This window comes from Bacillus sp. B1-b2 (assembly GCF_009183415.1).
GTDB lineage: Bacteria > Bacillota > Bacilli > Bacillales > Cytobacillaceae > Niallia.
In genome coordinates this window covers 199,727-221,552 of the sequence record NZ_WEHU01000001.1, presented here as the reverse complement: position 1 = coordinate 221,552, position 21,826 = coordinate 199,727, and the positions used below count along the sequence as shown (strand labels likewise).

The window sequence follows — 21,826 nt, the reverse complement described above, 5'->3', positions numbered from 1 at the left end:
TCTCCCATTATTTTTAATATAAAAGAAAAAGAAGTTGCATCGAAACAACTTCCACTATTAGTATACTGTATAACATCCCATTAGCCAATAATTGTTAGCTGTTATGCCTCTCTTATTACTTTTTTTCTTGTTCTTTTTTTCTTTTCCACTTGTCTTTCCGGCTTTGTGTTATCTATTGATGCTTGTAATGCAGCCATTAAATCCATTACATTTGATTCAACTGGTTTACTATCACTACTTATTACTATTTCTTTCCCTTGTTTTTTTGTTTCTATCAAATCAAGTAATGCTGTACGATATTCGTCTGTATATTTACTTGGATCAAACGCAGTTGTTAATTGATCAATTAGAAGAATGGCGGTATCTAACTCTTTCTTAGCAATTTCATTCTCTGCAGGCACATTAGGTACATCCTCGATTTTTCTTACTTCATCTGGAAAATGAATGGTTTCTAAGCATAATGTATTTTTATAGACGCGAATGACAGCGAGTTGTTCTTTAGCACGAATAATTATTTTGGCAATGCCTACCTTCCTCGTTTCCACCAGTGCCTCTCTTAATAAAGCATATGCTTTATTTCCACCTTCACCAGAAGACATATAATAACATTTCTCAAAATAAATAGGATCAATTTCTTCCATTTGAACGAAATCTATAATTTCTACAGCTTTATCTTCTTGTTCTTTTCTTATTTTTTCTAATTCTTCTTCATCAAGAACAACATATTTACCTTTTGCATATTCATATGCCTTTACAATATCTTCAGGAGCTACTTCCTTCCCACACGAAGTACACTTTTTTTCATATTTGATAGGAGCATGACATTCTTTATGCAAAGTCCTCAATTTAATATCTTTATCTTCTGTTGCAGTGTGTAATTTTATGGGAATGCTAACTAAACCAAAGCTAATATTTCCTTTCCACATGGTATGCATATATTAATCTCCATTCTATTCATTCATTTTAAGCTTTTTATGTTCCTTAATAAATTGCCTAGATTTCACGGTAAGCATACAGATAATTATTGGCAATGAATCAATGAAATAAGATGATGAATTTAGTGTCATACTAGTAACGAGAAGCAATTGATTGGTTGGTGATTTTCATATGTTAGCAGCATTTTTTATTACTTTTTATCATAAAGTTCAAGATGTTTTTGGAGTAGGAGTAATGAAAAGTGGAAAACCCGTTGAAGTAGGGACGTTTAAAGAAGGGATAGAAAGTGCGGATAAAGAGGCTCTTCTATCTATTATGAAAGAGCATTTTCATAAAGAGGTTGATTCTGTTCTATATATTAAACCAGGTATCATTGTGGAATTAAAAATCACTTCTTATGAAAACGAAAAATTAGTAGAACCAGTCTTTCATCAATTTTTATTTAATAAAACCTTAGCTGACTGCAGTTTTGAGCAATTACTTAAAATTCCTGTTGAAATAACAAATCCTGATAAGCCTTTATTTCCCGAATCAAGCATAACAAAGATAGATTATATTAACTATTTACAGAGGGTCAGTCCATTTTTACTTCCCTTTTTGAAAAATCGTTTACTAACAACCATTAGATACCCGCATGGACTTTTCGGTGACTTTTTTTATCAAAAACAGTGTCCTGATTATGCTCCAAGCTTTGTTGATACATTTTATCATGAAGATATTAAGTATATTGTTTGTAATAATATCGAAACACTATTATGGCTTGGAAATCAATTAGCATTTGAATTACATATTCCTTTTGAAACCATTCATTCGGAATCTATGCCTTCAGAAATAGTCTTTGATCTAGATCCAGCATCTGTTGATAAGTTTTCCTCTGCGATTATAGCTGCCAAATTATTAAAACAAATATTAGATCAACTGCATCTTCATTCATTTGTTAAGATATCAGGCAATAAAGGTATACAGGTATATATTCCCCTTCCTGAAAAGACATATTCCTACGAAGAAGTACGCGTGTTCACTGAATTTGTAGCAAGGTTTATGATTCAATCAGAACCAACACTTTTTACAGTTGAAAGATTGAAAAAAAATCGTAACAATCGCCTGTATATAGATTATATACAACACAGTGAAGGAAAAACCATTATTTCTCCCTATTCTATTAGAGGGAATGCAGGAGGATATGTTGCTTGTCCCATACATTGGAATGAACTTACTGACTCATTAACTCCAGCTCAGTTTAGTATGAAAGAAGTAGCCTTTCGTTTGGAAAAAGGTATAAATCCTTTTCATGATTATTTTCGAATCAAAGATGATCAACCCTTTCAGCCTGTTTTAGATGGGTTAAAAGCTAATTCACAAAGATTATGATATATTAAAGGATAGTTTTATTTACCAAGACGTGAACCCTGTGAAGAGAATTTGTTTATTATATATAAAACAGAAAAAATAAAAGGAGCAAAGGAATAGCTTTTGTTCCATTAATAGCTATTCCTTTACTTAGTAACCCCTATAATGAATGATAAAAAAGTATTTAGTCTGGGAACACACAATCATGGATTGGCATATTTACAAATGATTCAATAACAGGATGTCTTAATGTATTGGCATCTGTCCATTCTAAAAAAGAGATTTTCACAGTAAGTGCTGGTCTAATCCAGTTAGCACCTTTCACATCAGGAAGTCTATTAAATGGAGCCTGGCTGATTACAATGCTTGTAATCACTTTTGTAATATCTCTCCAATCTTTAGCAGTCAGCTTCCCACTTCCGGCACTCCCAATGTACACTAGTTCTCCTTTGTCATCATATAGTCCCAAATGCAAAGAATTAACAATATTATCTCTGTAAGAGACACCACCTACTACTGCCATTAAATCCATTTCTTTTTTCTTTTTCTTCCACTTTCCATCTTTTCCACTAATTTTATAGGTACTATCAAGATCTTTAAATATAACACCTTCTAGATCATTCTGCATACAAACTTGGAATAATGCTTCTTTGTCAATAAAATTTTCTACCAACTGGATATGTTCTGTTGGCGAAATTACTTTCTTTAGTAGATGTTGCCGCTCTCTTAAAGGCAAATCCACTAGCCATGAATTATTTAAATATAGTATATCAAATATCATATAAGTGATAGGAACTTGTTCCATAAGCACAGATATATTCTCGATATTCTTTTTTCTATCCCTTTTCATAACATCGTAAAAGGAAGGCTTTCCATTTCGTAATGAAATAACCTCTCCATCTAATATACAATTTTCACCATGAAAATAAGTATCCAATTGAAGAATTTCCGGATACTGTTTACTTCGATTATTTAGCTTACGATTATAGAGTTCCCGTTTAGTTCCATCATTATAGACAAGTATTCTTGTACCATCCCACTTCACTTGACCAATCCAATTGTCTCCAGTAGGGATATTCTCCGTGACGATTGGTTCAAACGGCTTTATTGGATTCATTTCACTCGTTCCTTTTATTCCTATATTTTAGATAAAAGAAGTCACTTATTGTACATGTGATTTTTGATCCATTTTGCGAATCACAGCAATAATCATACGGGTGAATAAGGATGTGAAAATAACACTTCCAACTGTATGATACATTCTCCACCCTCTCTTCCAGCTAATTAAGTTTGTATATTTTTCAGCCCAATATTCAATAAGAAAAAAAGGACTTGAAATTAGAATTAGCTTACTTATTATTTTAGAGACTCTGTCATGTAATGTCATTTGATTAAAGATTACGGTGAAAGTTGGATAAATTAAATAATCAAAGATGATATGTATTCGAAAATACTTGGGGAAAAAACGATAGGGATATTCCACTATCTTTAACTTAACAAGTATTTTATCTAAAATAACATTTGAAATAGTATTTGCTAGATAAACAATAATCCAATCCTTTAAAGGTGGCTTTCTAAAAATAGTAAATAATAAAGTAATAAAGGAAATAATTGTAATAATTTGTAAGTATAATCTATCTTTATTATACTTCTTCATAGATATTCCGACATCCCCTCATTACAAAATTACATCCTAAATCATTTCTTAGATAGAGCTCTCTCCATTTTTACTAGTGTTTATTGTGCACCATTTCAGATTATTTATACATGGAATTGATGTTAACAATATATCCAGTACTTTTATCTATTTCGGAGCCTAAAGCCAGCTTCTTCTGCTTCCTCTTTCGTACAAAACATAACTTCTGCTTTTGTTGGCTCATACCAAGGGGAGTCAGGTGTATGATATATTTTAGAAGAACTCGTAATGTTTCCTTTTATTACACAGGACGAATCACTTTTATCTTGTTGCTGACCTTGTTCTAATTCAAGCTTCACAGGATGAAATCCATCTTCTTGGGCATAATTTTCTATCTGCCAGATTCCTATTCCTCTTGATTGTGTTTTCTGTTGAATTTCTGTAAATATATCCACATATCTAGTATTTGGAGCATATATATAAGCAACTCGTGCTAATCCTTGTTTTATCAATTCTTCTTGTATCATTTTTCCATCTGCATATACATAAGCCAATAATCTTCCATATTTATCTCGGCTTTGACCACTATCAAATTTTCATTCAAGTTTTTCCGCATGCTCTACAAGATTGGCAGTAAAATCTTTAGCTTCTTGACCAAACGGTTGCTCTCCTAATCTTGGATGAGAAGTTTCTGGAGTATCTACTAGTAAAAAACGTACATTCCTCCTTTATATTTTGAAAAATGACTGTATCGTATCTCCGTCGATTTCCTTTTCTAAGGTTACTTCTACTTTGTTATTTTCATTGTTTTTTACATCTGATTCATTTGAGGAACACCCTGTCAGCACTAAACAAACAATAGAAAATAGAATCATATACACTCTTTTTCTATACATATAACTCTCCTTTTATCCTGATAACAATAAGAAGGTTAGAGTATAAATTCATCTACAAGATGTATCTATATCTCTAACCTTCTTTCCATTCTTTAACTCAAATGTTCTGTTACATAGTTTTTTGCTAAATTTTGTAATCCCTCATACTGTAATAGTTCTTCTTGATAATAGACCTTTTCATCTAATGTGAACTGCTTAGGGTTATCCCATGTCATGTTCACTGTTGTATGATATACATATGTAGCATTACCTATTAAATCAATGCGATATTTTCCATTCTCATGATGTACGAAACAACGCACCTTACCACCATTATTGTATACTTCAACATAAGTATTTTCTTCATTATACCCATTTAAGATGGAAACGAGTGTAGAAGCAGACATCGCAGTTCCACAAGCGTTTGTAAATCCTACTCCTCTTTCAAATGTGCGAACATAAATACTTCCTTTTTCTAGAATTGACATAAAACTAACATTAACACCGTCTGTGAAGAAGTCATTTGGACCGTTAACATAAGTGCTTAATTGTTCTTGTATATTTGTATCTAGCACACTTTTATTCACAATACTAATTAAATGAGGATTTGGAACTGCTAATGCAGTAAAAATTAAATCAGGATTTAATTCAGGTATTTTTTCATTTATTAAGGTTTCCTTCTCCAACTGCAACGGTAGATCTTTTATTTGAAAAGAAACTGGTGATATTTCTACAAGATAGGTTGGGATATCTGTATATATATCTTCTGCATTTTTCACTTCCAAGTTCGCTTTCATTGTCTCAATAATTGCTTCTTCTACCTGTAATAATTCACAAACATATCTTGCTACACAGCGAATTCCGTTTCCACACATGGAAGCTTCAGAACCATCTGCATTAAAAACTCTCATTCTCGCATCACATGTATCACTTGGAAGAATATAAAGAATGCCGTCAGCACCTAACTCACTATTTCTGTCACATAATGCTATAGCGAGCTCTGCTCTTTGCTTTTCAGAAAAGCTATATGATTCAGAGATCTCATCTATTATTAGAAAATCATTTCCGCTTCCATGACACTTTGTTAATTTAATATTCACTTCTATTTCCCCCTCACCCTACTATTCTTTCATTGTACTGTTCTAACACGAATGCTGCAATTATTGTTTAATAAATAAAGAAAAAACCTTTACAACAGCTAATTCAGTTAGTAAAGGTTTCATAGTCCTATTTAATTATCATACTGCCAAAGCTGCTTTGCCCAGTTTATGGATTCTGCATATGCTTTAAAAAGTTCTTTTTCTTCAATTTCTAGCTCTTTACAACCAGTAGCTATTTTTTTCCAATCAGCTGTTTCCGATGCAATCACAAGATCTAATACATCTCTATAAATGGTTTTCTCACCAGATAAAGTAGCAATGATAATTTCATCTAAAGGTAGCTCAGAAAGTACTTTTTCTAGTGGCACATTTAAGATAACATCCATAAGAGAAAACATTCCTGTTAAGAAAAAACTACCTGTTTCTTCTCTTCCTGGGATTAGTTTTGCTACATACTCACACATCTTTGAACGTATTAAGCAATTTTGCATCAATTCATTAGAAATACCATTTCCACTATTCCGTTCTCTAACAGCAAGAATACAAAGCCATTTTTGTAATTCAAGTAAGCCTATATAGATAATAGCTTGTCTGATATTCGTTACTTTTCTTTTTAAACCAAAGCCTAAAGTATTAATAAGCTTTAGAAGCTTATAAGATAATGAAATATCCTGTTCTATAAGATTCGAGATACGATCTATATCAGGGTTCTCCTGTCTTATTAACTCTAATATTTCTAAATACGTATGAATATACGTAGGAACATCATGGGAAGACAAAATAGCAGGCTTTGAAAAGTAATATCCTTGGAAATAATGATAGCCGCTATTCCTAGCTTTATCATATTCTTCTTTTGTTTCTAACTTCTCAGCTACCATTTCCTTATTATGCAATTTAGCAAGTCCTTCTAATTCTTGTCTCTCACTCTCTGATGTTTCACGAAAATCAATTTTCACCATATCGGAAAGCATTAATAAATCAAGAGCAAACTTATTGGTGGTATCAAGGGTATAATCATCTAGTGCTATTTTATAGCCTAAATTCTTTAATTCCATACAAATATTAATAATTTTTGGACTCGGCTCTACTGTTTCTAGAATTTCAATAACTAAATCTCGAGGTTGAAAATATGTAGGTAGCTGCAATTCAAGAAGATTCTCGGTAAAATTAATAAAGCATGGTTTTCCATCTGATAGTTTTTCAATTCCAATATTTAAAAAGCTATTTATAATAACATCAGCTGTTGCCTGATCTCCATCAAAATTAGGGAATTCATTTATTTGATTGTTTCTATATAGTATCTCATAACCAAAAACTTGTTCCATTCGGTTAAAGAGTGGCTGTCTTGCCACAAAAACTTCCATTTATTTACCTCCACCTATTTTCTTCTATATAATGACATTGTAATAAAGAAATAGATAAAATGTTGTCGAAGATTGGATAAAAGCATATTTATCTTTCCACATATTAATCTCATCTATAGAAAGATGTTTCTTTTTCTTTATATTCTTCCAAGAGTCAAAAATGTCAGCCTTATAACGGATAATATATTATATATTATTCATCAGGCTGACATTTTTAAATCATATACACTCTTAATGTGTATATTGAAGTACAAAATTAATTAAAAATAACGAGGATATTAAATATAAAGGAAGTGAAACTTCTTTTGCTTTCCCTAGTGCAATTTTTAATATTGGATAAAGGATAAATCCTATCGCCATACCATCAGCTATACTATAAGTAAATGGAATCATTGCAATAATGAAGATACTTGGAAAACTTTCACTTAAATCCTTTAAATCAAGGTTGCGAATATTTTGAAGCATTAATCCCCCAATAATAATAAGAATGGGTGCTATAGCACTATCTGGTATTAACTTTATCATTGGGATAAAAAAGGCAGAACATAAAAATAGTACTCCTGTAATAACAGAAGTTAGCCCAGTTCGTCCTCCAGCGCTCATACTTGCTGTACTCTCAACTGATGCAACAGTTGGACTTGTGCCAAATATACCCGAAAGAAATACCGAGATGGAATTTGCACGAAAGGCATTTTTAAATCGTTCTGGCATTTGAAGATAGTTTACATGATTAGAGACAAGTCCAATATTCTCAAATACTAATACCATTGTAAGAGAAAATACGGCAACCCAAAATGGAACAGCAAATATTTGTTCGAAGGATAAATGAGCAAACACATTGCTATACACATCTAAATGAAGAGATTGACCACTTGCAGCTTTCAGATCAATCAGTCCAAACAGCCAAGCAATGATGGTTCCTATTATAATAGTAAGAAGAAAATTCCCCTTTACATTTCTTAAGAACAATACAATGCTAATTAAAAAAGTAAGAACTGTTGCTAGTACATGTAAATCACTAAATGATCCTAAAGCAATAATAGAAGTAGTTCCTCTTTCTACTATTCCTCCCTTTTCAAGACCTATTAACATAAGAAATAAGCCTAAACCAACGGTGATAGATTCTTTCAAGGAATATGGTATAGCATCACTAACGATTTTAGCAAGCTTAGTAAAAGCTACAATCATAAACAATATCCCAGAGATAAACACTACCGCTAAAGCTTCTTGCCAAGACAATCCCATAGATTGCACAATTGTATAGGAAAAAAGTGCATTAATTCCCATACCAGGCACTAAAAGTACAGGTACTTTTCCGTAAAACCCCATTAAAAAGCAACCAACAACCGAAGTTAGAATCGTTGCAATGATGGCAGCTTCTATTGGAATACCTGCCTCTGCTAAAATAAGGGAGTTTACTGCCACAATATATACTACTGTGAAAAATCCAACAACTCCCGCTAAAACTTCTGTCTTAAATGTTGTATTACTTTCTTTTAACTGAAAAAAAGAAGAAATAAACTTTTTCATTTGTATTACCTATTTAGTTTTAGCCCTCTCCCTACCCGCATCACCTTAATTTTTTGGATGTTACTTTTATCAAAATATTAAGGGAGCCACAAGAAAACATATTATCAGAAATCCTATACTTTGCCAATATTTTTAGGTAAATTTCCTTATTTTTTCCTGTTTTAAGTATTTGCAGCTATGTTAATGATTGGTATAGGCAAAAATCTTGGTGATGATTGCATATATATGGATGATTTCCTTATCAGAAGCATGATGGTCAATCGTTAATAGCGGAAAGTTTGAATCTCTTAATCGTGTCGTCCAATTTTTTGGCATCCATCCTTTTTTGATTTGTGCTAATTCAGCTCCTTCTTCTCTTTCAAAGTGATAATCTGTATATGTCATGCTTTTTCTCATCACAATACATTTCTCGCTATAGTAGAATAGTTTTACAGACTTCTTACTAGTAGGACACTCTTTTATTTCACTAATTGGATGCTTCGCTTTATTTCTTATCTCAATCACATCTTTTTTTATCGTAAAGCTGTATTGTAATTCATTATTCGTATTATAAAAACCATACGACTTCGCATATAGTGAATCTAAAAAGTAGGGTAAATACCATCGAATAGCAGAAAATTTCATATCGCGAATTTCCCCAACCTTCGTTCCCTCTCCCGTGTATATTCCCAGTCTTAAGGAAGGTGCTGGTAAAAAAGTTAATACCGTAGTCTTCGTTTCAAGTATAGATTTTACCTTTCCTGGAATCATTACTTCCACTGTTTTTCTTCCTTTCTTCTTTTGTATGTAGTAATGAGTAAAGGATGCAATGCTATAGAAAAGAAATGGAAGAATGAGTAAAAAGTAGGTGAAGCTTGAATGAATTCCAATGAAAACAAAAGTCAATAAGATAATGGGAATACAACTAATTAAACTAGCATTTAATGATGACACTGCAGTATATTGATAATATTTTTCGATATCCATACTATATACTCCTTACTGTACTCTTACTGTATGATGAAGAGTTTAATCAAATCTATTATTTATTTCTATTTTATTCTATTAGACCTTATCCATATGTATGATTACTTGTTGTATTTTTCTTCTTAAAATAGTAGAAATTTTCTTCAGGAATAAGAAGTATGTTACTAGATTAAACTATTCCTTGAACAAAACTATCACCAGAAATTTCAACTTTCTACCTAATAGAAGTCTGGAACTTTCCTATTTCAACAAGAAAAAACCGAACTATAAAAGGCTTAATAATTCATCTTTAGCCTAATAGTTCGGTTTGGTGTTTTATAGAGGTTATTACTTTTTAATATAATTTAAACATCTTGTAAAGAGTAGACGGGAGACATGGAAAAACAAGCACTTATTTAGAAGTAAAGGTGGAGCACATCGCGTTCTTCTGCATATGATAAATAGATTATGCTCTTAAAACCACTTTGCATTATTTGATGAAATGAATAGTAAGGGGGATGCGGTACTCTTTTCCTTCATAAGATCTTACTGCAGCGATGATCGTATATACAAATGCCATTATCCCAAAAACAATCATACCAATAAACCCTATTAATATGATGGTAAGAATGCTACTTATAAAGAAGTAAATAGCATACGATATTAAGAAATTAAAATACTCTTTCCCATGATAATCAACAAATGAGGAATCTTTTTTTAGAAGCCATATGATTAATGGTCCAATAATATTCGTAAACAGGCTAGAAACATAAATTAACATGGCAAAAAGTTTATCATCATTTGTTACATTTTTTTCAAAATTCATTATATTACCTCCAACTTAATTTGCTTTCTTACTCTATATTTTATACGATTGAAAGCTTTAAATGTTTCAATTATTTTTCCATCCTAATTAGGCTTTCACTCAAAAATTTATTCATTCAATTATTTTACAAAGTCTTAAATTATATTTTACTTACAAATTATATTTTCCTATTTTCAAACAGAATTTTTTTTTGTATTATATAAATGCAATGGTTGTTATTATAAGATAATAATAGATATAGGGAAGGCAAATGGTGCGCCACCTTTTTAGGTTCTAGTGGGTTCGATTCCCACCCCGAAATTTTTTACAAATTGATAAAAAATTTCGAGGGTGGTTGTTTACGCATGGAGTCTACCGCCCTCGCATGATTTTTTTCTGGAGGGATAATATGATAAAAAAAAGAGAACTTGAAGATTGCCAGGCATTATTCTCTTTAATGACGCACCCTGATGTCTTCCCATTTGTACGTCAAAAAGCCTATTCATATGAAGAATTTCTGTTTTTAACGAAACAAACAATAGAAGCAGAAGAACGTGGAGAGCTTATCTCTAGAACCATTATTGATGAATGGCAAAACCCCATTGGGACCATTAATCTTTATGATATACAAGATAATATTGGATTTTTAGGGACATGGTTAGGAAAGCCGTATCATGGCAAAGGTTATAACAAAATTGCTAAAGATTTCTTTTTCTCTGAAGCTTTTTTTGAACTTCAAATAGAAAGCATTTTAATGAGAATAAGAAGCCACAATATCCGTTCCTTAAAAGCAGCTGAAAAGCTTCCTTATGTAATATCTGCAAATGAGACGAGAAGTCAATTACTACAGACATTAAATAGTTCAGGAAACATATATGAGCTTTTTGAAATTCCAAAAGATTTATTTACTTTATATACTCTACGTCAAACGATGGAAGAGCAATCGAATGATATCAGAGAGGCGTAAACCCACTATATTTCCATAGATAAGATCAGAAAATAGTATTTTACTATTAACTGATCTTATCTTCGTTTTGATAGTTATAAAATCCCTACACTTCTCCTCTTTAAAAATAATAAAATCCCCATTAAAAGTTCTATGATATAATACTCAAAGTTACTGTAAAGAAAGAGGACTTTAAACGATGAAACAAACATTCACCACAACCCAAAAATTGAAACAAATGCTTGTGATACTTCTTCCCGTTCTAGCTACACAAATTGGTATGTTTTCTTTATCTTTTTTTGACACTACCATGTCAGGACATTACAGCCCGGTTGATTTAGCTGGAGTAGCAGTAGGAAGTTCCTTATGGACACCTATTTACACAGGCTTAAGTGGGATCATCCTTGCTTTACCACCGATTATTTCACAATTATTAGGAAGAAAAGAATCTTCAAAAGTAAGTTATTCTGTTATACAAGCTATGTATTTAGCCATAACAATGGGAATAATTATTATTCTGATTGGTTATTTTTCTTTAGATGCTATCTTAAGTATGATGGGATTAGAAGAACAAGTAGAAAGTATTGCTTTCCGTTATTTAGTAGCACTTAGTACTGGAATTCTCCCTATTTTTATGTATTTTGTTCTTCGTACCTTTATGGATTCACTTGGCCAAACAAAAATTACGATGTTTATCACGATGATTGCCATTCCTATAAACATCCTACTAAACTATCTCTTTATTCATGGCGTTTGGATATTCCCTGAACTTGGCGGTGTCGGAACAGGCTATGCTACAAGTATTACCTATTGGTGTATGCTATTTATTGCTATATGGATTGTAAGTAAGAAAGAACCTTTTGTTTCTTATCAATTACGTCAAGCTTTGACAAGTATTTCGTGGTTAAAATGGAAAGAGATTTTAATCATCGGTATTCCAATAGGCTTTTCTGTATTTTTTGAAACAAGTATTTTTAGTGCTGTTACTATCTTGATGAGTAATTATGATACAAGTACAATTGCTGCGCATCAATCAGCAATCAATTTTGCATCTCTGATTTATATGATACCACTAAGCATTTCTACTGCACTAACTATTCTTGTAGGCTATGAAGTGGGAGCAAACCGATTAAAGGATGCTAAGCTATATAGTTATGTAGGTGTTGGTCTTGCCATCACCATCTCCTTTATTAGTGGCTTATTTCTTCTTGCTTTTCGTACTGAAATTGCGAGTATTTACACACAAAACCAAGAAGTGCTCCATTTGACTGCTAATTTTCTTATTTATGCTATTTTCTTTCAGTTATCTGATGCCATACAAGCACCTATACAAGGGGCTTTAAGAGGGTATAAAGATGTTAATATAACGCTTATCATGAGTTTTTTATCTTATTGGATTATCGGATTACCTTGTGGTTTTTTAATCGCTACATATACCACCTTTGGACCATACGGATACTGGATAGGTTTAATTATCGGCTTAGCGGCAGGAGCCATTTGCTTATCTGCAAGATTGTTGCACGTTCAAAAAAGGAAGAAATATAGCAGTATTTATTAAGACATTATGGATAATAAACGTTGATTATACAGGAATTACCAATAAGAGGTTGATAACTATTAAGTCAGATAGATTCACTTACTCATGGAGAGAGTGATGTGGTTGACTATACTCTAATTCATTTTTCATAAATGAGCTGAATAGGTTTTACCCTCTTTTTTTATGGGCAGATACACACTTATTACATCTTAAGAATAGAATGTAAAATCAGTATAACTTTGCTTAAATAAGAAAGGATGAATATCCCATGTTTCCGTGGAATTTATTCCCCTTTAATAAAGAATCAAAAGGTAAATTGGATCAAATGAAGCCACAGGATATTCAAAAATATGTTCAAGATATGATGGATAAAATGATGCCTGAATCTCTTCAAAACCAAACGATGAATCCAGAAAGCATGTTTAAAAATTTTTCTCAAGCACGTAATATGAATAATGAGAATGTCACGAAAGAAGAAAAATTTCATTATATGGTTTTCGAAACACATCATCATGTGTTTGTGAGAATTCCCATTAAAGATCCTGTTTGGCTTGATCAGATTAAAATTTTCTATACTTCGAATCAAATTATTATTCAGCATATACCAAATATGGAAGATAAACAAACCATTACATTACCTGCGGTGGTTAAAAGAAAAGGTTCAGCAGCAGTATATAAAGATGACATACTAGAAATTAGAATCCAAAAAAACAGTGATATACAATATTCTGAAATAGATGTTACAGAAATGCATTAGTTAAAGGATGTATGTATATGAGTTTTGAAGACTTACAAAAAATTTATCAATTTGTGGATCATAGTCATAAAGATGAATATTGGCAGCAAATGTTCACGAATAGTGAATCAACGAAAAGCAGTTGGCATCACAAAGGCAATCCAGCCATTAAGAATAGTGATGAATTTCCAGCATGTGATTATTATTTAAAAGACAATATGTACTATATCGATATAGAGTTGCCTAGTCAAAAGCCCGTAGATGTTACTTTAACCATTAATAAGCACATTCTCTCCATTGAAGGAAGCTACCAGACCTTGCTAAATGGTTGTACGTATTTTATAAAAGAACGACAAAATAAAAGCTTTCAAAAATTAATAAGCATTCCAGAATATATAGGAGAACAGCATATTAAAAAACAATGGAAAGATGGACTTCTTAGAATTAGTTTTCTAGCAAAATAAAATCCGAACTACTAGGCGTATTTAGATGCCTTTTTGTAGTTCGGATTTTCATTGGCTGAAATACGTATATTCCAGCCTCTTTATCATATTATAAGAATAATTTATCATAGCAATAAAACGGATTATTTTTCCCTTCAAAAGAAGTAATACCTACTTTATTATATCCATTTTTAATAAATAAGTTTTGTGCTTTATCATTAAGTGAATACGTATCTGTTTTTAAATAAAAGATATCATGTTCTATCCCAAATACTTCAGCAAAAGCTAGTAATTTGCTAGCAATACCTCCACCACGAATGTCAGGATCTACTACTAATCGATGAATGATCATAAATTCTCTGTCTGTATAGGACCATGCAATTTTATCATAGTTCTTGCCACCAACCTGATCAATCGTAATAGATGCCGCAACCTTATCATCTATTATTGCCACATACAATGTATTGCTCTCAATATCCTTTCTAAATACTGCTTCATTCGGATATTTATCAGACCACTGATCATTACCCTCTTGCTCCATAATTATCAGTGTTTTTTTTACTATCTCCATTATTACAGGTAAATCATTCATGCATCCTTGTCTTATTTTCACTAGTGAATTCTCCTATATAATTAATATTCCCTACTTTTTCTGCTATTTTAGTGTGTATCTATTAAAGAGCAGATATACAGGAAAAACTATTATATAAATTTATATAGAAAAACTCCAGTATTTTATTTTAACTTAACGAAAAAAGCACAAATAAACATTAATTTGTGCTTTTCCATAAATATATTAAAATTCTGTAAAGTGCTGAACAGAAACTATCTTAGGACTTATCATTTTTACTTTTTACCTATATAGTTTATTTTCCAATAAATTGTTGCGTCCAATAATTTCCATTTTCTACATATCCTACACCAATATGGGTGAATTTATTGCTTAAAATATTTGCACGGTGACCCTCACTGTTCATCCAAGCATTCACCACTTCTTCAGGTGAGGTTTGTCCCTTAGCAATATTTTCTCCGGCAGCACTATACGATATTCCAAAGGACTTCATCATGTCGAATGGACTGCCATAAGTAGGACTTGTGTGATCAAAATAATTGTTGTTACTCATATCTTGTGATTTAGCTTTTGCTACTTTACTCAACTCAGAATCTATCTGTAATGCAGTTAAACCATATTTAGCTCTTTCTTTATTTGTTAACTCTACCACTTCTTTTTCAAAAGCACTTATAGAACTTTCTGTAGCAGCAGTTTCCTGGGCTGCTGTTGTGGTAGTTGTTGGCGAATTAGAGGATTCAGGGTTGGAAACAGGTGGTTGTACTGTTTCATTTGTGGCATTGCTGCTTGTAGGCTCTTTTGTTTGCTTATCAAATACCATTTGATTGTACAAATTGGTATATTTACCTTTATTTAGTGAATCCTTTATTTGTGCCATTATTTGATTTTTATTTTCTTCACTAATGTTAATATTATATTTTTTTATTAACTCCTGAAGGTTTTCTTCTGAAAAAGAATGAACTTTCCATTGTTTGGTTGATTGTTGCTCTATTGTTGCCGCATCTGCATGATTCGTAAGTGGGCTAGCCATAAATAATGTCGATGCCGCTGCTACTGTTACTATTAAACTCTTTTTTTTCATTTTTCCATAACCTCCTAGAGTTGTTAACACATGTTTCATAGTTAATTATTTTTTCCATCTCTTACAGAAACATCTTATCATGAGTTTTTCGTCATATTTCAGTCATTAATTTCCATCCTATTCCGCTACTAAATGACCATTCTTATTATCTTTATATTTATCTAGAGAAAAGATTGATAGATTTATAGTTAGAGCAAAAATATCCAAATAATAACATCCCCTCTTTTTTCCACTTCATTTTCCAAATATCTATAAACCATCCAGTAATTGGACTAAATTAATAGTTGACAATATAAAAATATACTTTTGTTATTTACAGATAAGACGGTGATATGACAAGATTCGCATTTATATTACAAGGCTCTGATTCACCTAAATATGTATAAGTATTTTTATTCTTGGAAAAATAAAGATAGAAAAAGTTAGTCAAATTTGGAGGTATTAAATGAATACACCGTATTGCTGTCCTAATTGTAAAACAAATCGAACTCGTTTTAATGTTATCAAACAAGTGTCTCAATCTGTTAAGCTTGATCCGCAAACTGGTGGGTTAGTGGAAGAATACTCACAAGAAAACTTATCACCATTTCATATGAGCTATAATGGACCCGAGTACCGCGTTCAATGTGCAGCATGTGGACTAGTAGAAGAGGAAAGAACCTTTATAAAATTTGGAGAAATGAAAAGTTAACTCTATTCCTTTTTCTTATTGAACACGGTAACTATCCTCTTAAAATAAATATCAAAAAAGTGGCTACCTATCTCATTAAGGTAGCCACTTTTTTATAATAAATCTTCTTTCATTAAAACCTTCCACGGCTCTAATGAAGAAGCTCTCATTAGGTGGATGATTTTCCTCTCCTTTATAGGAGGTGTATTTTTCTTATATACATTCCAGACTACCTCAATATCTATTTCCGTTCCATTTTGATATTGTTCAGGTTTTTTATCTTCGATAGAAACTAACTTAATATTTTCTATAGCCGCTAATCTTTTTTTCTCTATATGCTCTGTAGCAAGATAATTTAAAATGAAAAAATCCTGTTCCTTCATGCCTGCTACAAATGATTGTACAACATCATTTGGATTTTGTTGATCCAGGTATTCCTTTAATATACCTGCTGCTTTATATACCATTAATTTATGAGAAAAATCCATTTTATCTGTTTTATGTGTAGTGCTTCCTAAGAAATGTACACAAAAATGACCAGGAAATTGATTATCAAGTGCTCCAGCTCCATGTGGCATTCCATGCATGGATGCAGCAAACCATTTATCTTCTACCATCACGATAATAGCTCTTCGCTTCCAGCTCCATCTTCCTTGATAGATGTCCTTCATTATCTGTGTTTCTTTTTTATTAAGTGGTTGAACATCTGCATGTTGACTACCTGCTCTTCTTTGAACTTGAAAATGTTTACCACTTTCTACATCAATAATCGTAAATACACTGAATTTAGGTATAATAGGATTCATTTGCTCCCATGAAAGTAATTGTAAATCAAAGCTAATCGGTGAATACCCATCTTTATTTGCAGTCGCATGAACATTAGCTCCTACTGTCGTTATCGTAAGGGAAACTAATAATGGAATTAGTAATAGTTTCTTCAACACTTTAACCATCCTTCACTCAATCTTATATGAAGAGTGTTCCCTACTTTCCACACAGTAAGCAATGCCAATTTCTTCTTATAGTTGATTTAACTTATCTTCTACTTCTCCCCAATTCATATTTTCTCCTATAAAAACCATATTTAAGGGCATTTTCATTTCTTCATTCATAAAGAGAGGCATCCCATATGAATATTGAAAGAGAACTGGATAAGGTGAATGATGAAACTGAACATATCCCTTAATCCGATAAATAGTTTCTGGAAGTGCTCTAAGAAAATCTTCAAATTTATCGGAAGCAATGGTTCTAGTAAACTTATATACATACGAACTCAACTGTAATTTTTGCATTGGTTGTTTCTCCACCTTACTTTGTACTTGACTATCCATTTCTAAGAGCTTTTGAAAAGGAAATTTAGAATAATTAGTAAGAATGGTAAAAGCATATGGACTTATAGACTGTAATTCAAATGTTATTTTTGCTTTTTCTGTCTCTGATAAAAGACTTTCTTTGTTTACAATAATTAAGCTGGCATGACGAGCTTGCTCCAAAATTAATTGATGAATAGCAGGGCTTAATTGAGAGCGTACAAGCCATTGTTCTCCATTTATAACAGTAATAATTCCTCTTAGATGAAGTTTATCAACAAAGTAGGGAGACAATATCCCGTCCATTGTTTCAACAGGATGTGCTGCTCCGGTTGTCTCTAAATAAATGACATCTGGTTGTTCTTCTAGTAATAATGATTGTATTTGCGCTTCAAGCTTGTCTTGGATGGTGCAGCAAACACATCCTCCTAATAATTCTTTAAGTGGGATATCTTCATTCACTTCGTTACTATCAATGGAAATACTCCCCATTTCATTCATCAATACGGCGACTTTACGCCCTAATTCTTTTTCTTTTATTAGTATTTCTTTTAGTAAGGTTGTTTTTCCACTTCCTAGGAATCCTGATAATATGTAAATATCGGTTTTTTTCAACACAACATCCCTCTTTCATTCTTTATTTAGATATATTTCTACTGGAAGAAAAATAGGATGACAGAATCGCCACCCTAATTTCTCTCCTTATTTTGCTAGTTCTCCTTGAAGAACTTCTACAGCTTTTTGCATTTGCGTATCATTTTCTTGAATCAATGTCCGAACAGCATTCATTAAAGCATTTGTTGTTTCACCTGTCACAATGCCATTTACCTCAAGATTTTCTTTTTGTTGAAATGCTTTTGTTGCTTCTATTGTACTAGCATCAAAGTAGCCATTTGCTTCTTCTAACTCATACCCTAATGCTTTTAACATTTCTTGAGCAGTTTTTACTTCATCTGAATTAGTACCTTCTTCTAATTTAGAATCAGGATTAATCATCGTTAGATTTGCATAACTTGGTAATTCCACTTTATATGTTGGTTCAATCCCTTTTTCATGTATCCAGCTACCATTAGGTGTTAACCATTTATCGATGGTATATTTTATATTGCTTCCATCTGTAAAGGTCTTCGCTGTTTGCACAGTTCCTTTTCCAAATGATGTAACACCAACTAGTGGAATTTCTGCGGATTGACTGACAGCACCAGCTAGTATTTCAGAAGCACTAGCACTACCACTATCAATAAGCACAACAAGTGGAATATCTATATTATTACTATTGGAAGAAGTTACTTTATCGATTGTTCCATTTTTATGTTCGATTTCATAAATGATTTCTCCATTTGGAACAAAAAGGCTCGCTATTTTCTTCACTTCCTCTAATAGTCCACCTGGGTTTTGACGTAAATCTAGCACAATCCCTTTCATGCCTTTTTCGCTGTATTCATTTAACAACGTTACTAACTCTGAAGAAGTATGTTCAGAGAAGCTAGTTATTTGAATTTTAGCGATACCATCTTCACCTAGTTCTCCATAAACAGTATCTATTGGTATTGTATCTCGAACTATAGATATTTTAAGAGGGGTGCTCGATCCATTACGCTCAATCTCTAATTGAACAGTAGTTCCCTTTTCCCCTCTAATTAATAAAACAGCTTCTGAAGAACTCATCCCTTGGAGAGATTTCCCGTCCACTGTGAGAATGATATCATTCGGTTTAATTCCAGCTTCTTCTGCAGGTGATCCTTTAATCGGTGTGACTACCATGATACGATCATCCATTTGTTGAATTTCCGCGCCAATCCCTTCGAAAGACGACGAAATGCTTTGTTGAAAACTTGCTGCTTCCTCCTCATTCATATAAACAGAGTAAGGATCTTCTAACGCAGTAAACATACCATCAATAGCACCGTTTACTAAATCACCGGTATCTAGGTCTTTATAATACTCTGAAACTAATGCATCATAGGCAGCGTACAACTTACTAAAATCTGCTCGTTGTTCTGATTCTGTAACAACAGCCTTTTCTCCCAAGGATAAAACTACTGTTGTTATTCCAGCAGCAGCAATGACAAGTGCTAACAGTAGCATAACAAAATAAAATTTCTTCATTTTTATGTAACCTGGTTTTGAATCATGTTCTGGTTCTTTCGTGTTCTGTTCGTTATCCAAATATTTCACCACTTTCAGCATTAAGAGCAATTGCACTCCATATGAAATTAGAATACCATTTTTAATTTAAAGTTATCAAATATTTTATGTAGTAATACAAAAAAGAGAAAAGGAATGACAATATGTGTCACTCCCACCTTCTCATTACTAGATCTTACGCACATTGTTAAAGTATTCTTCTAATGTCCAATCATTTTCATATATGTCTTTAGCAGATTTTTCTCCTACATAACGGAAATGCCATGGCTCATATTTATATTTTGTAATATCTTCCTTCCCTTGTGGGTAGCGTAAAATAAAACCAAATAGATGAGCATTATTAGCAAGCCACTGACCTTCCACTGTTACCCCATAATCCTCTGTTAATAAAAAATTAACACTTTGACTACTAATATCCATCGCTAATCCAGTTTGATGCTCACTATTTCCAGGGTAAGCTACCGCTTCAACAGCTTTTTCTTCACCAACTTGACTAACCTCTGCGTCAAATACTTCTTTTTGACGTGTAAAGGAACGGTATCCTGAAACGGCAAATAAATGAATTCCTTCATTTTGCGCAACAGTAAACATTTTTTCTAAGGCTCTTGCTGCTTCTTCTCTCATGTAACTCTTTTCAATATCTTGGTCACCAAAGGAAAAGCTAACATTTGGTCTTACTAAATCACTAGGAGCGTATGTATCTGGTAACCCAAAATCTTTATTAACAAGTGATACTGTGTTGGTAGGATTTTGTATGATATTTCTACCATCTACCTCTGCAATTTCATTAAAAAAGATAGACTCTAAAGTCCAAGGAGATGCTTCTTCCTGATTATTATTTTCTTCAGTTGGAGCATCCTCCTCTTCATTTGGTGTAGTTTGTGTTTCTTCCTCTTTCCCTTTATCTTCTGATTGTAAAAAAGGAATTTTATTCTTTATAGCATCTACATCTATTTTGTCACAACTTGATAGGCAAACGGATGCTGAAATAGCCATAATAGAATAAGCTATCATTTTTTTCATTGGTATCACCTAAAACTTTCTCTTTTTAAATAGAGCTTTAAATAATGAAAATTTATTCTTTAATTGCAGCTTCTAATGCTACTTCAATCATTTCGTTAAATGTAGTTTGTCTTTCTTGAGCAGTTGTTTCTTCTCCAGTTAGAATATGGTCACTAACTGTAAGTACAGAAAGAGCTTTACGATTAAATTTAGCTGCAATCGTATATAGTGCCGACGATTCCATTTCAATAGCCAAGATTTGATATTTAGCCCATTTTTCTAACTCTGCGTTGTCATTGTAGAACATATCTGCTGTAAATACATTTCCTACTTTTAATGATAATCCTTTTTCTACACCACTGTCATATGCTCTTTTAAGTAAATCAAAGTCAGCAGTTGGTGCATAATCTACTCCACCAAAAGTTAGTCGGTTCATTTGAGAATCTGTTGATGCACTCATGGCTAAGATAACATCACGAACCTTAACATCTTTTTGAATAGCACCACAAGTACCAACACGAATTAAGTTTTGAACATTATAACTACTAATTAATTCATTAATGTAAATAGAAATGGATGGAACTCCCATTCCTGTTCCTTGTACACTAATTCTTTTTCCTTTATAAGTTCCCGTATAACCAAACATATTTCTTACTTCGTTATAGCAAGTTGCATTCTCTAAAAAGGTTTCTGCTATATATTTTGCTCGCAACGGATCTCCTGGTAATAGAACTGTTTCTGCTATTTCATTTTCTTTTGCACCAATATGTACACTCATTTTGTGAACCTCCAAATTAGTATATTATTTTTTCATGTAGTAGTACCGATAATTCTTATTAGA

General features: G+C 32.3%; 21 protein-coding genes and 1 pseudogene. 6 read left to right on the top strand and 16 right to left on the bottom strand.

The window, feature by feature from the left end; genetic code table 11:
* Window positions 1-101: 101 nt before the first annotated feature.
* A complete protein-coding gene (locus F9279_RS01125) occupies window positions 102-935 on the bottom strand; it encodes a Ku protein (protein ID WP_152110792.1) in 834 nt (277 codons plus the stop codon).
* Between the two features lie 172 nt (window positions 936-1,107).
* On the opposite strand from F9279_RS01125, the gene ligD reads away from it, so the two are divergent.
* Window positions 1,108-2,307, top strand: coding sequence for a DNA ligase D (gene ligD, locus F9279_RS01120; protein ID WP_152110791.1), 1,200 nt, complete (start codon window positions 1,108-1,110; stop codon window positions 2,305-2,307).
* 163 nt (window positions 2,308-2,470) lie between these two features.
* Here ligD and F9279_RS01115 read toward each other — a convergent pair whose 3' ends face one another.
* The 8 genes and pseudogenes from F9279_RS01115 to F9279_RS01080 all read right to left on the bottom strand — a co-directional run bounded on the left by F9279_RS01115 (window position 2,471) and on the right by F9279_RS01080 (window position 10,562).
* Window positions 2,471-3,403, bottom strand: coding sequence for an RNA ligase family protein (locus F9279_RS01115; RefSeq protein WP_152110790.1), 933 nt, complete (start codon window positions 3,401-3,403; stop codon window positions 2,471-2,473).
* Between the two features lie 45 nt (window positions 3,404-3,448).
* Window positions 3,449-3,943 carry a CBO0543 family protein gene (locus tag F9279_RS01110; protein ID WP_152110789.1) on the bottom strand — a complete coding sequence of 165 codons (495 nt, stop codon included), beginning with the start codon at window positions 3,941-3,943 and terminating at the stop codon, window positions 3,449-3,451.
* A 143-nt stretch (window positions 3,944-4,086) separates the two neighbouring features.
* Window positions 4,087-4,797, bottom strand: a pseudogene (locus F9279_RS01105) (thermonuclease family protein).
* A 113-nt stretch (window positions 4,798-4,910) separates the two neighbouring features.
* Entirely contained in the window at window positions 4,911-5,897 is a 987-nt protein-coding gene (dapF, locus tag F9279_RS01100) for a diaminopimelate epimerase (protein WP_152110788.1), read from the bottom strand.
* A 131-nt stretch (window positions 5,898-6,028) separates the two neighbouring features.
* On the bottom strand, window positions 6,029-7,261 hold the full coding sequence (locus F9279_RS01095; RefSeq protein WP_152110787.1) for an EAL and HDOD domain-containing protein: 1,233 nt from the start codon (window positions 7,259-7,261) through the stop codon (window positions 6,029-6,031).
* A gap of 231 nt (window positions 7,262-7,492) precedes the next feature.
* Window positions 7,493-8,791 (bottom strand): NCS2 family permease, encoded by a 1,299-nt coding sequence (locus F9279_RS01090; RefSeq protein WP_152110786.1) that lies wholly within the window; start codon window positions 8,789-8,791, stop codon window positions 7,493-7,495.
* A 180-nt stretch (window positions 8,792-8,971) separates the two neighbouring features.
* Window positions 8,972-9,757 carry a hypothetical protein gene (locus F9279_RS01085; RefSeq protein ID WP_152110785.1) on the bottom strand — a complete coding sequence of 262 codons (786 nt, stop codon included), beginning with the start codon at window positions 9,755-9,757 and terminating at the stop codon, window positions 8,972-8,974.
* 469 nt (window positions 9,758-10,226) lie between these two features.
* Complete coding sequence (locus tag F9279_RS01080) at window positions 10,227-10,562, bottom strand: DUF4870 domain-containing protein (RefSeq protein WP_152110784.1); 336 nt, start codon at window positions 10,560-10,562, stop codon at window positions 10,227-10,229.
* A gap of 388 nt (window positions 10,563-10,950) precedes the next feature.
* Here F9279_RS01080 and F9279_RS01075 point away from each other — a divergent pair, with 388 nt between their 5' ends.
* From F9279_RS01075 to F9279_RS01060, 4 genes are all read left to right on the top strand, one after another.
* Window positions 10,951-11,508 (top strand): GNAT family N-acetyltransferase, encoded by a 558-nt coding sequence (locus tag F9279_RS01075; protein ID WP_152110783.1) that lies wholly within the window; start codon window positions 10,951-10,953, stop codon window positions 11,506-11,508.
* A gap of 178 nt (window positions 11,509-11,686) precedes the next feature.
* Window positions 11,687-13,045, top strand: coding sequence for an MATE family efflux transporter (locus F9279_RS01070; RefSeq protein ID WP_152110782.1), 1,359 nt, complete (start codon window positions 11,687-11,689; stop codon window positions 13,043-13,045).
* A gap of 247 nt (window positions 13,046-13,292) precedes the next feature.
* A complete protein-coding gene (locus tag F9279_RS01065; protein ID WP_152110781.1) occupies window positions 13,293-13,781 on the top strand; it encodes an Hsp20/alpha crystallin family protein in 489 nt (162 codons plus the stop codon).
* 17 nt (window positions 13,782-13,798) lie between these two features.
* Window positions 13,799-14,224, top strand: coding sequence for an Hsp20/alpha crystallin family protein (locus F9279_RS01060; protein ID WP_193224378.1), 426 nt, complete (start codon window positions 13,799-13,801; stop codon window positions 14,222-14,224).
* 88 nt (window positions 14,225-14,312) lie between these two features.
* Here F9279_RS01060 and F9279_RS01055 read toward each other — a convergent pair whose 3' ends face one another.
* Both F9279_RS01055 and F9279_RS01050 read right to left on the bottom strand, forming a co-directional pair.
* A complete protein-coding gene (locus F9279_RS01055) occupies window positions 14,313-14,816 on the bottom strand; it encodes a GNAT family N-acetyltransferase (RefSeq protein WP_152110779.1) in 504 nt (167 codons plus the stop codon).
* Window positions 14,817-15,069: 253 nt separating this feature from the next.
* Window positions 15,070-15,855, bottom strand: coding sequence for a CAP domain-containing protein (locus tag F9279_RS01050; RefSeq protein ID WP_152110778.1), 786 nt, complete (start codon window positions 15,853-15,855; stop codon window positions 15,070-15,072).
* A gap of 445 nt (window positions 15,856-16,300) precedes the next feature.
* Here F9279_RS01050 and F9279_RS01045 point away from each other — a divergent pair, with 445 nt between their 5' ends.
* Window positions 16,301-16,546 carry a DNA alkylation repair protein gene (locus F9279_RS01045; RefSeq protein WP_152110777.1) on the top strand — a complete coding sequence of 82 codons (246 nt, stop codon included), beginning with the start codon at window positions 16,301-16,303 and terminating at the stop codon, window positions 16,544-16,546.
* A gap of 92 nt (window positions 16,547-16,638) precedes the next feature.
* Here F9279_RS01045 and F9279_RS01040 read toward each other — a convergent pair whose 3' ends face one another.
* The 5 genes from F9279_RS01040 to deoD all read right to left on the bottom strand — a co-directional run bounded on the left by F9279_RS01040 (window position 16,639) and on the right by deoD (window position 21,763).
* The gene (locus F9279_RS01040) at window positions 16,639-17,466 is read right to left on the bottom strand and encodes a hypothetical protein (protein ID WP_413463178.1); all 828 of its coding nucleotides are present in this window, start codon (window positions 17,464-17,466) and stop codon (window positions 16,639-16,641) included.
* Window positions 17,467-17,544: 78 nt separating this feature from the next.
* Window positions 17,545-18,453, bottom strand: coding sequence for a GTP-binding protein (locus tag F9279_RS01035; RefSeq protein ID WP_319020735.1), 909 nt, complete (start codon window positions 18,451-18,453; stop codon window positions 17,545-17,547).
* 84 nt (window positions 18,454-18,537) lie between these two features.
* Window positions 18,538-20,013 carry a S41 family peptidase gene (locus F9279_RS01030; RefSeq protein WP_319020734.1) on the bottom strand — a complete coding sequence of 492 codons (1,476 nt, stop codon included), beginning with the start codon at window positions 20,011-20,013 and terminating at the stop codon, window positions 18,538-18,540.
* 138 nt (window positions 20,014-20,151) lie between these two features.
* The gene (locus tag F9279_RS01025) at window positions 20,152-21,006 is read right to left on the bottom strand and encodes a D-alanyl-D-alanine carboxypeptidase family protein (RefSeq protein WP_152110774.1); all 855 of its coding nucleotides are present in this window, start codon (window positions 21,004-21,006) and stop codon (window positions 20,152-20,154) included.
* A gap of 52 nt (window positions 21,007-21,058) precedes the next feature.
* Window positions 21,059-21,763: a purine-nucleoside phosphorylase gene (deoD, locus tag F9279_RS01020; RefSeq protein WP_152110773.1), complete on the bottom strand. Its 705-nt coding sequence runs from the start codon at window positions 21,761-21,763 to the stop codon at window positions 21,059-21,061.
* Window positions 21,764-21,826 lie beyond the last annotated feature (63 nt).

Bases quoted from the DNA above. Each gene is read 5' to 3' on its own strand.
- F9279_RS01125 (WP_152110792.1), bottom strand. From the start codon at position 935: ATGCATACCATGTGGAAAGGAAATATTAGCTTTGGTTTAGTTAGCATT.
- ligD (WP_152110791.1), top strand. From the start codon at position 1,108: ATGTTAGCAGCATTTTTTATTACTTTTTATCATAAAGTTCAAGATGTT.
- F9279_RS01115 (WP_152110790.1), bottom strand. From the start codon at position 3,403: ATGAATCCAATAAAGCCGTTTGAACCAATCGTCACGGAGAATATCCCT.
- F9279_RS01110 (WP_152110789.1), bottom strand. From the start codon at position 3,943: ATGAAGAAGTATAATAAAGATAGATTATACTTACAAATTATTACAATT.
- F9279_RS01095 (WP_152110787.1), bottom strand. From the start codon at position 7,261: ATGGAAGTTTTTGTGGCAAGACAGCCACTCTTTAACCGAATGGAACAA.
- F9279_RS01090 (WP_152110786.1), bottom strand. From the start codon at position 8,791: ATGAAAAAGTTTATTTCTTCTTTTTTTCAGTTAAAAGAAAGTAATACA.
- F9279_RS01085 (WP_152110785.1), bottom strand. From the start codon at position 9,757: ATGGATATCGAAAAATATTATCAATATACTGCAGTGTCATCATTAAAT.
- F9279_RS01080 (WP_152110784.1), bottom strand. From the start codon at position 10,562: ATGAATTTTGAAAAAAATGTAACAAATGATGATAAACTTTTTGCCATG.
- F9279_RS01075 (WP_152110783.1), top strand. From the start codon at position 10,951: ATGATAAAAAAAAGAGAACTTGAAGATTGCCAGGCATTATTCTCTTTA.
- F9279_RS01070 (WP_152110782.1), top strand. From the start codon at position 11,687: ATGAAACAAACATTCACCACAACCCAAAAATTGAAACAAATGCTTGTG.
- F9279_RS01065 (WP_152110781.1), top strand. From the start codon at position 13,293: ATGTTTCCGTGGAATTTATTCCCCTTTAATAAAGAATCAAAAGGTAAA.
- F9279_RS01060 (WP_193224378.1), top strand. From the start codon at position 13,799: ATGAGTTTTGAAGACTTACAAAAAATTTATCAATTTGTGGATCATAGT.
- F9279_RS01050 (WP_152110778.1), bottom strand. From the start codon at position 15,855: ATGAAAAAAAAGAGTTTAATAGTAACAGTAGCAGCGGCATCGACATTA.
- F9279_RS01045 (WP_152110777.1), top strand. From the start codon at position 16,301: ATGAATACACCGTATTGCTGTCCTAATTGTAAAACAAATCGAACTCGT.
- F9279_RS01025 (WP_152110774.1), bottom strand. From the start codon at position 21,006: ATGAAAAAAATGATAGCTTATTCTATTATGGCTATTTCAGCATCCGTT.
- deoD (WP_152110773.1), bottom strand. From the start codon at position 21,763: ATGAGTGTACATATTGGTGCAAAAGAAAATGAAATAGCAGAAACAGTT.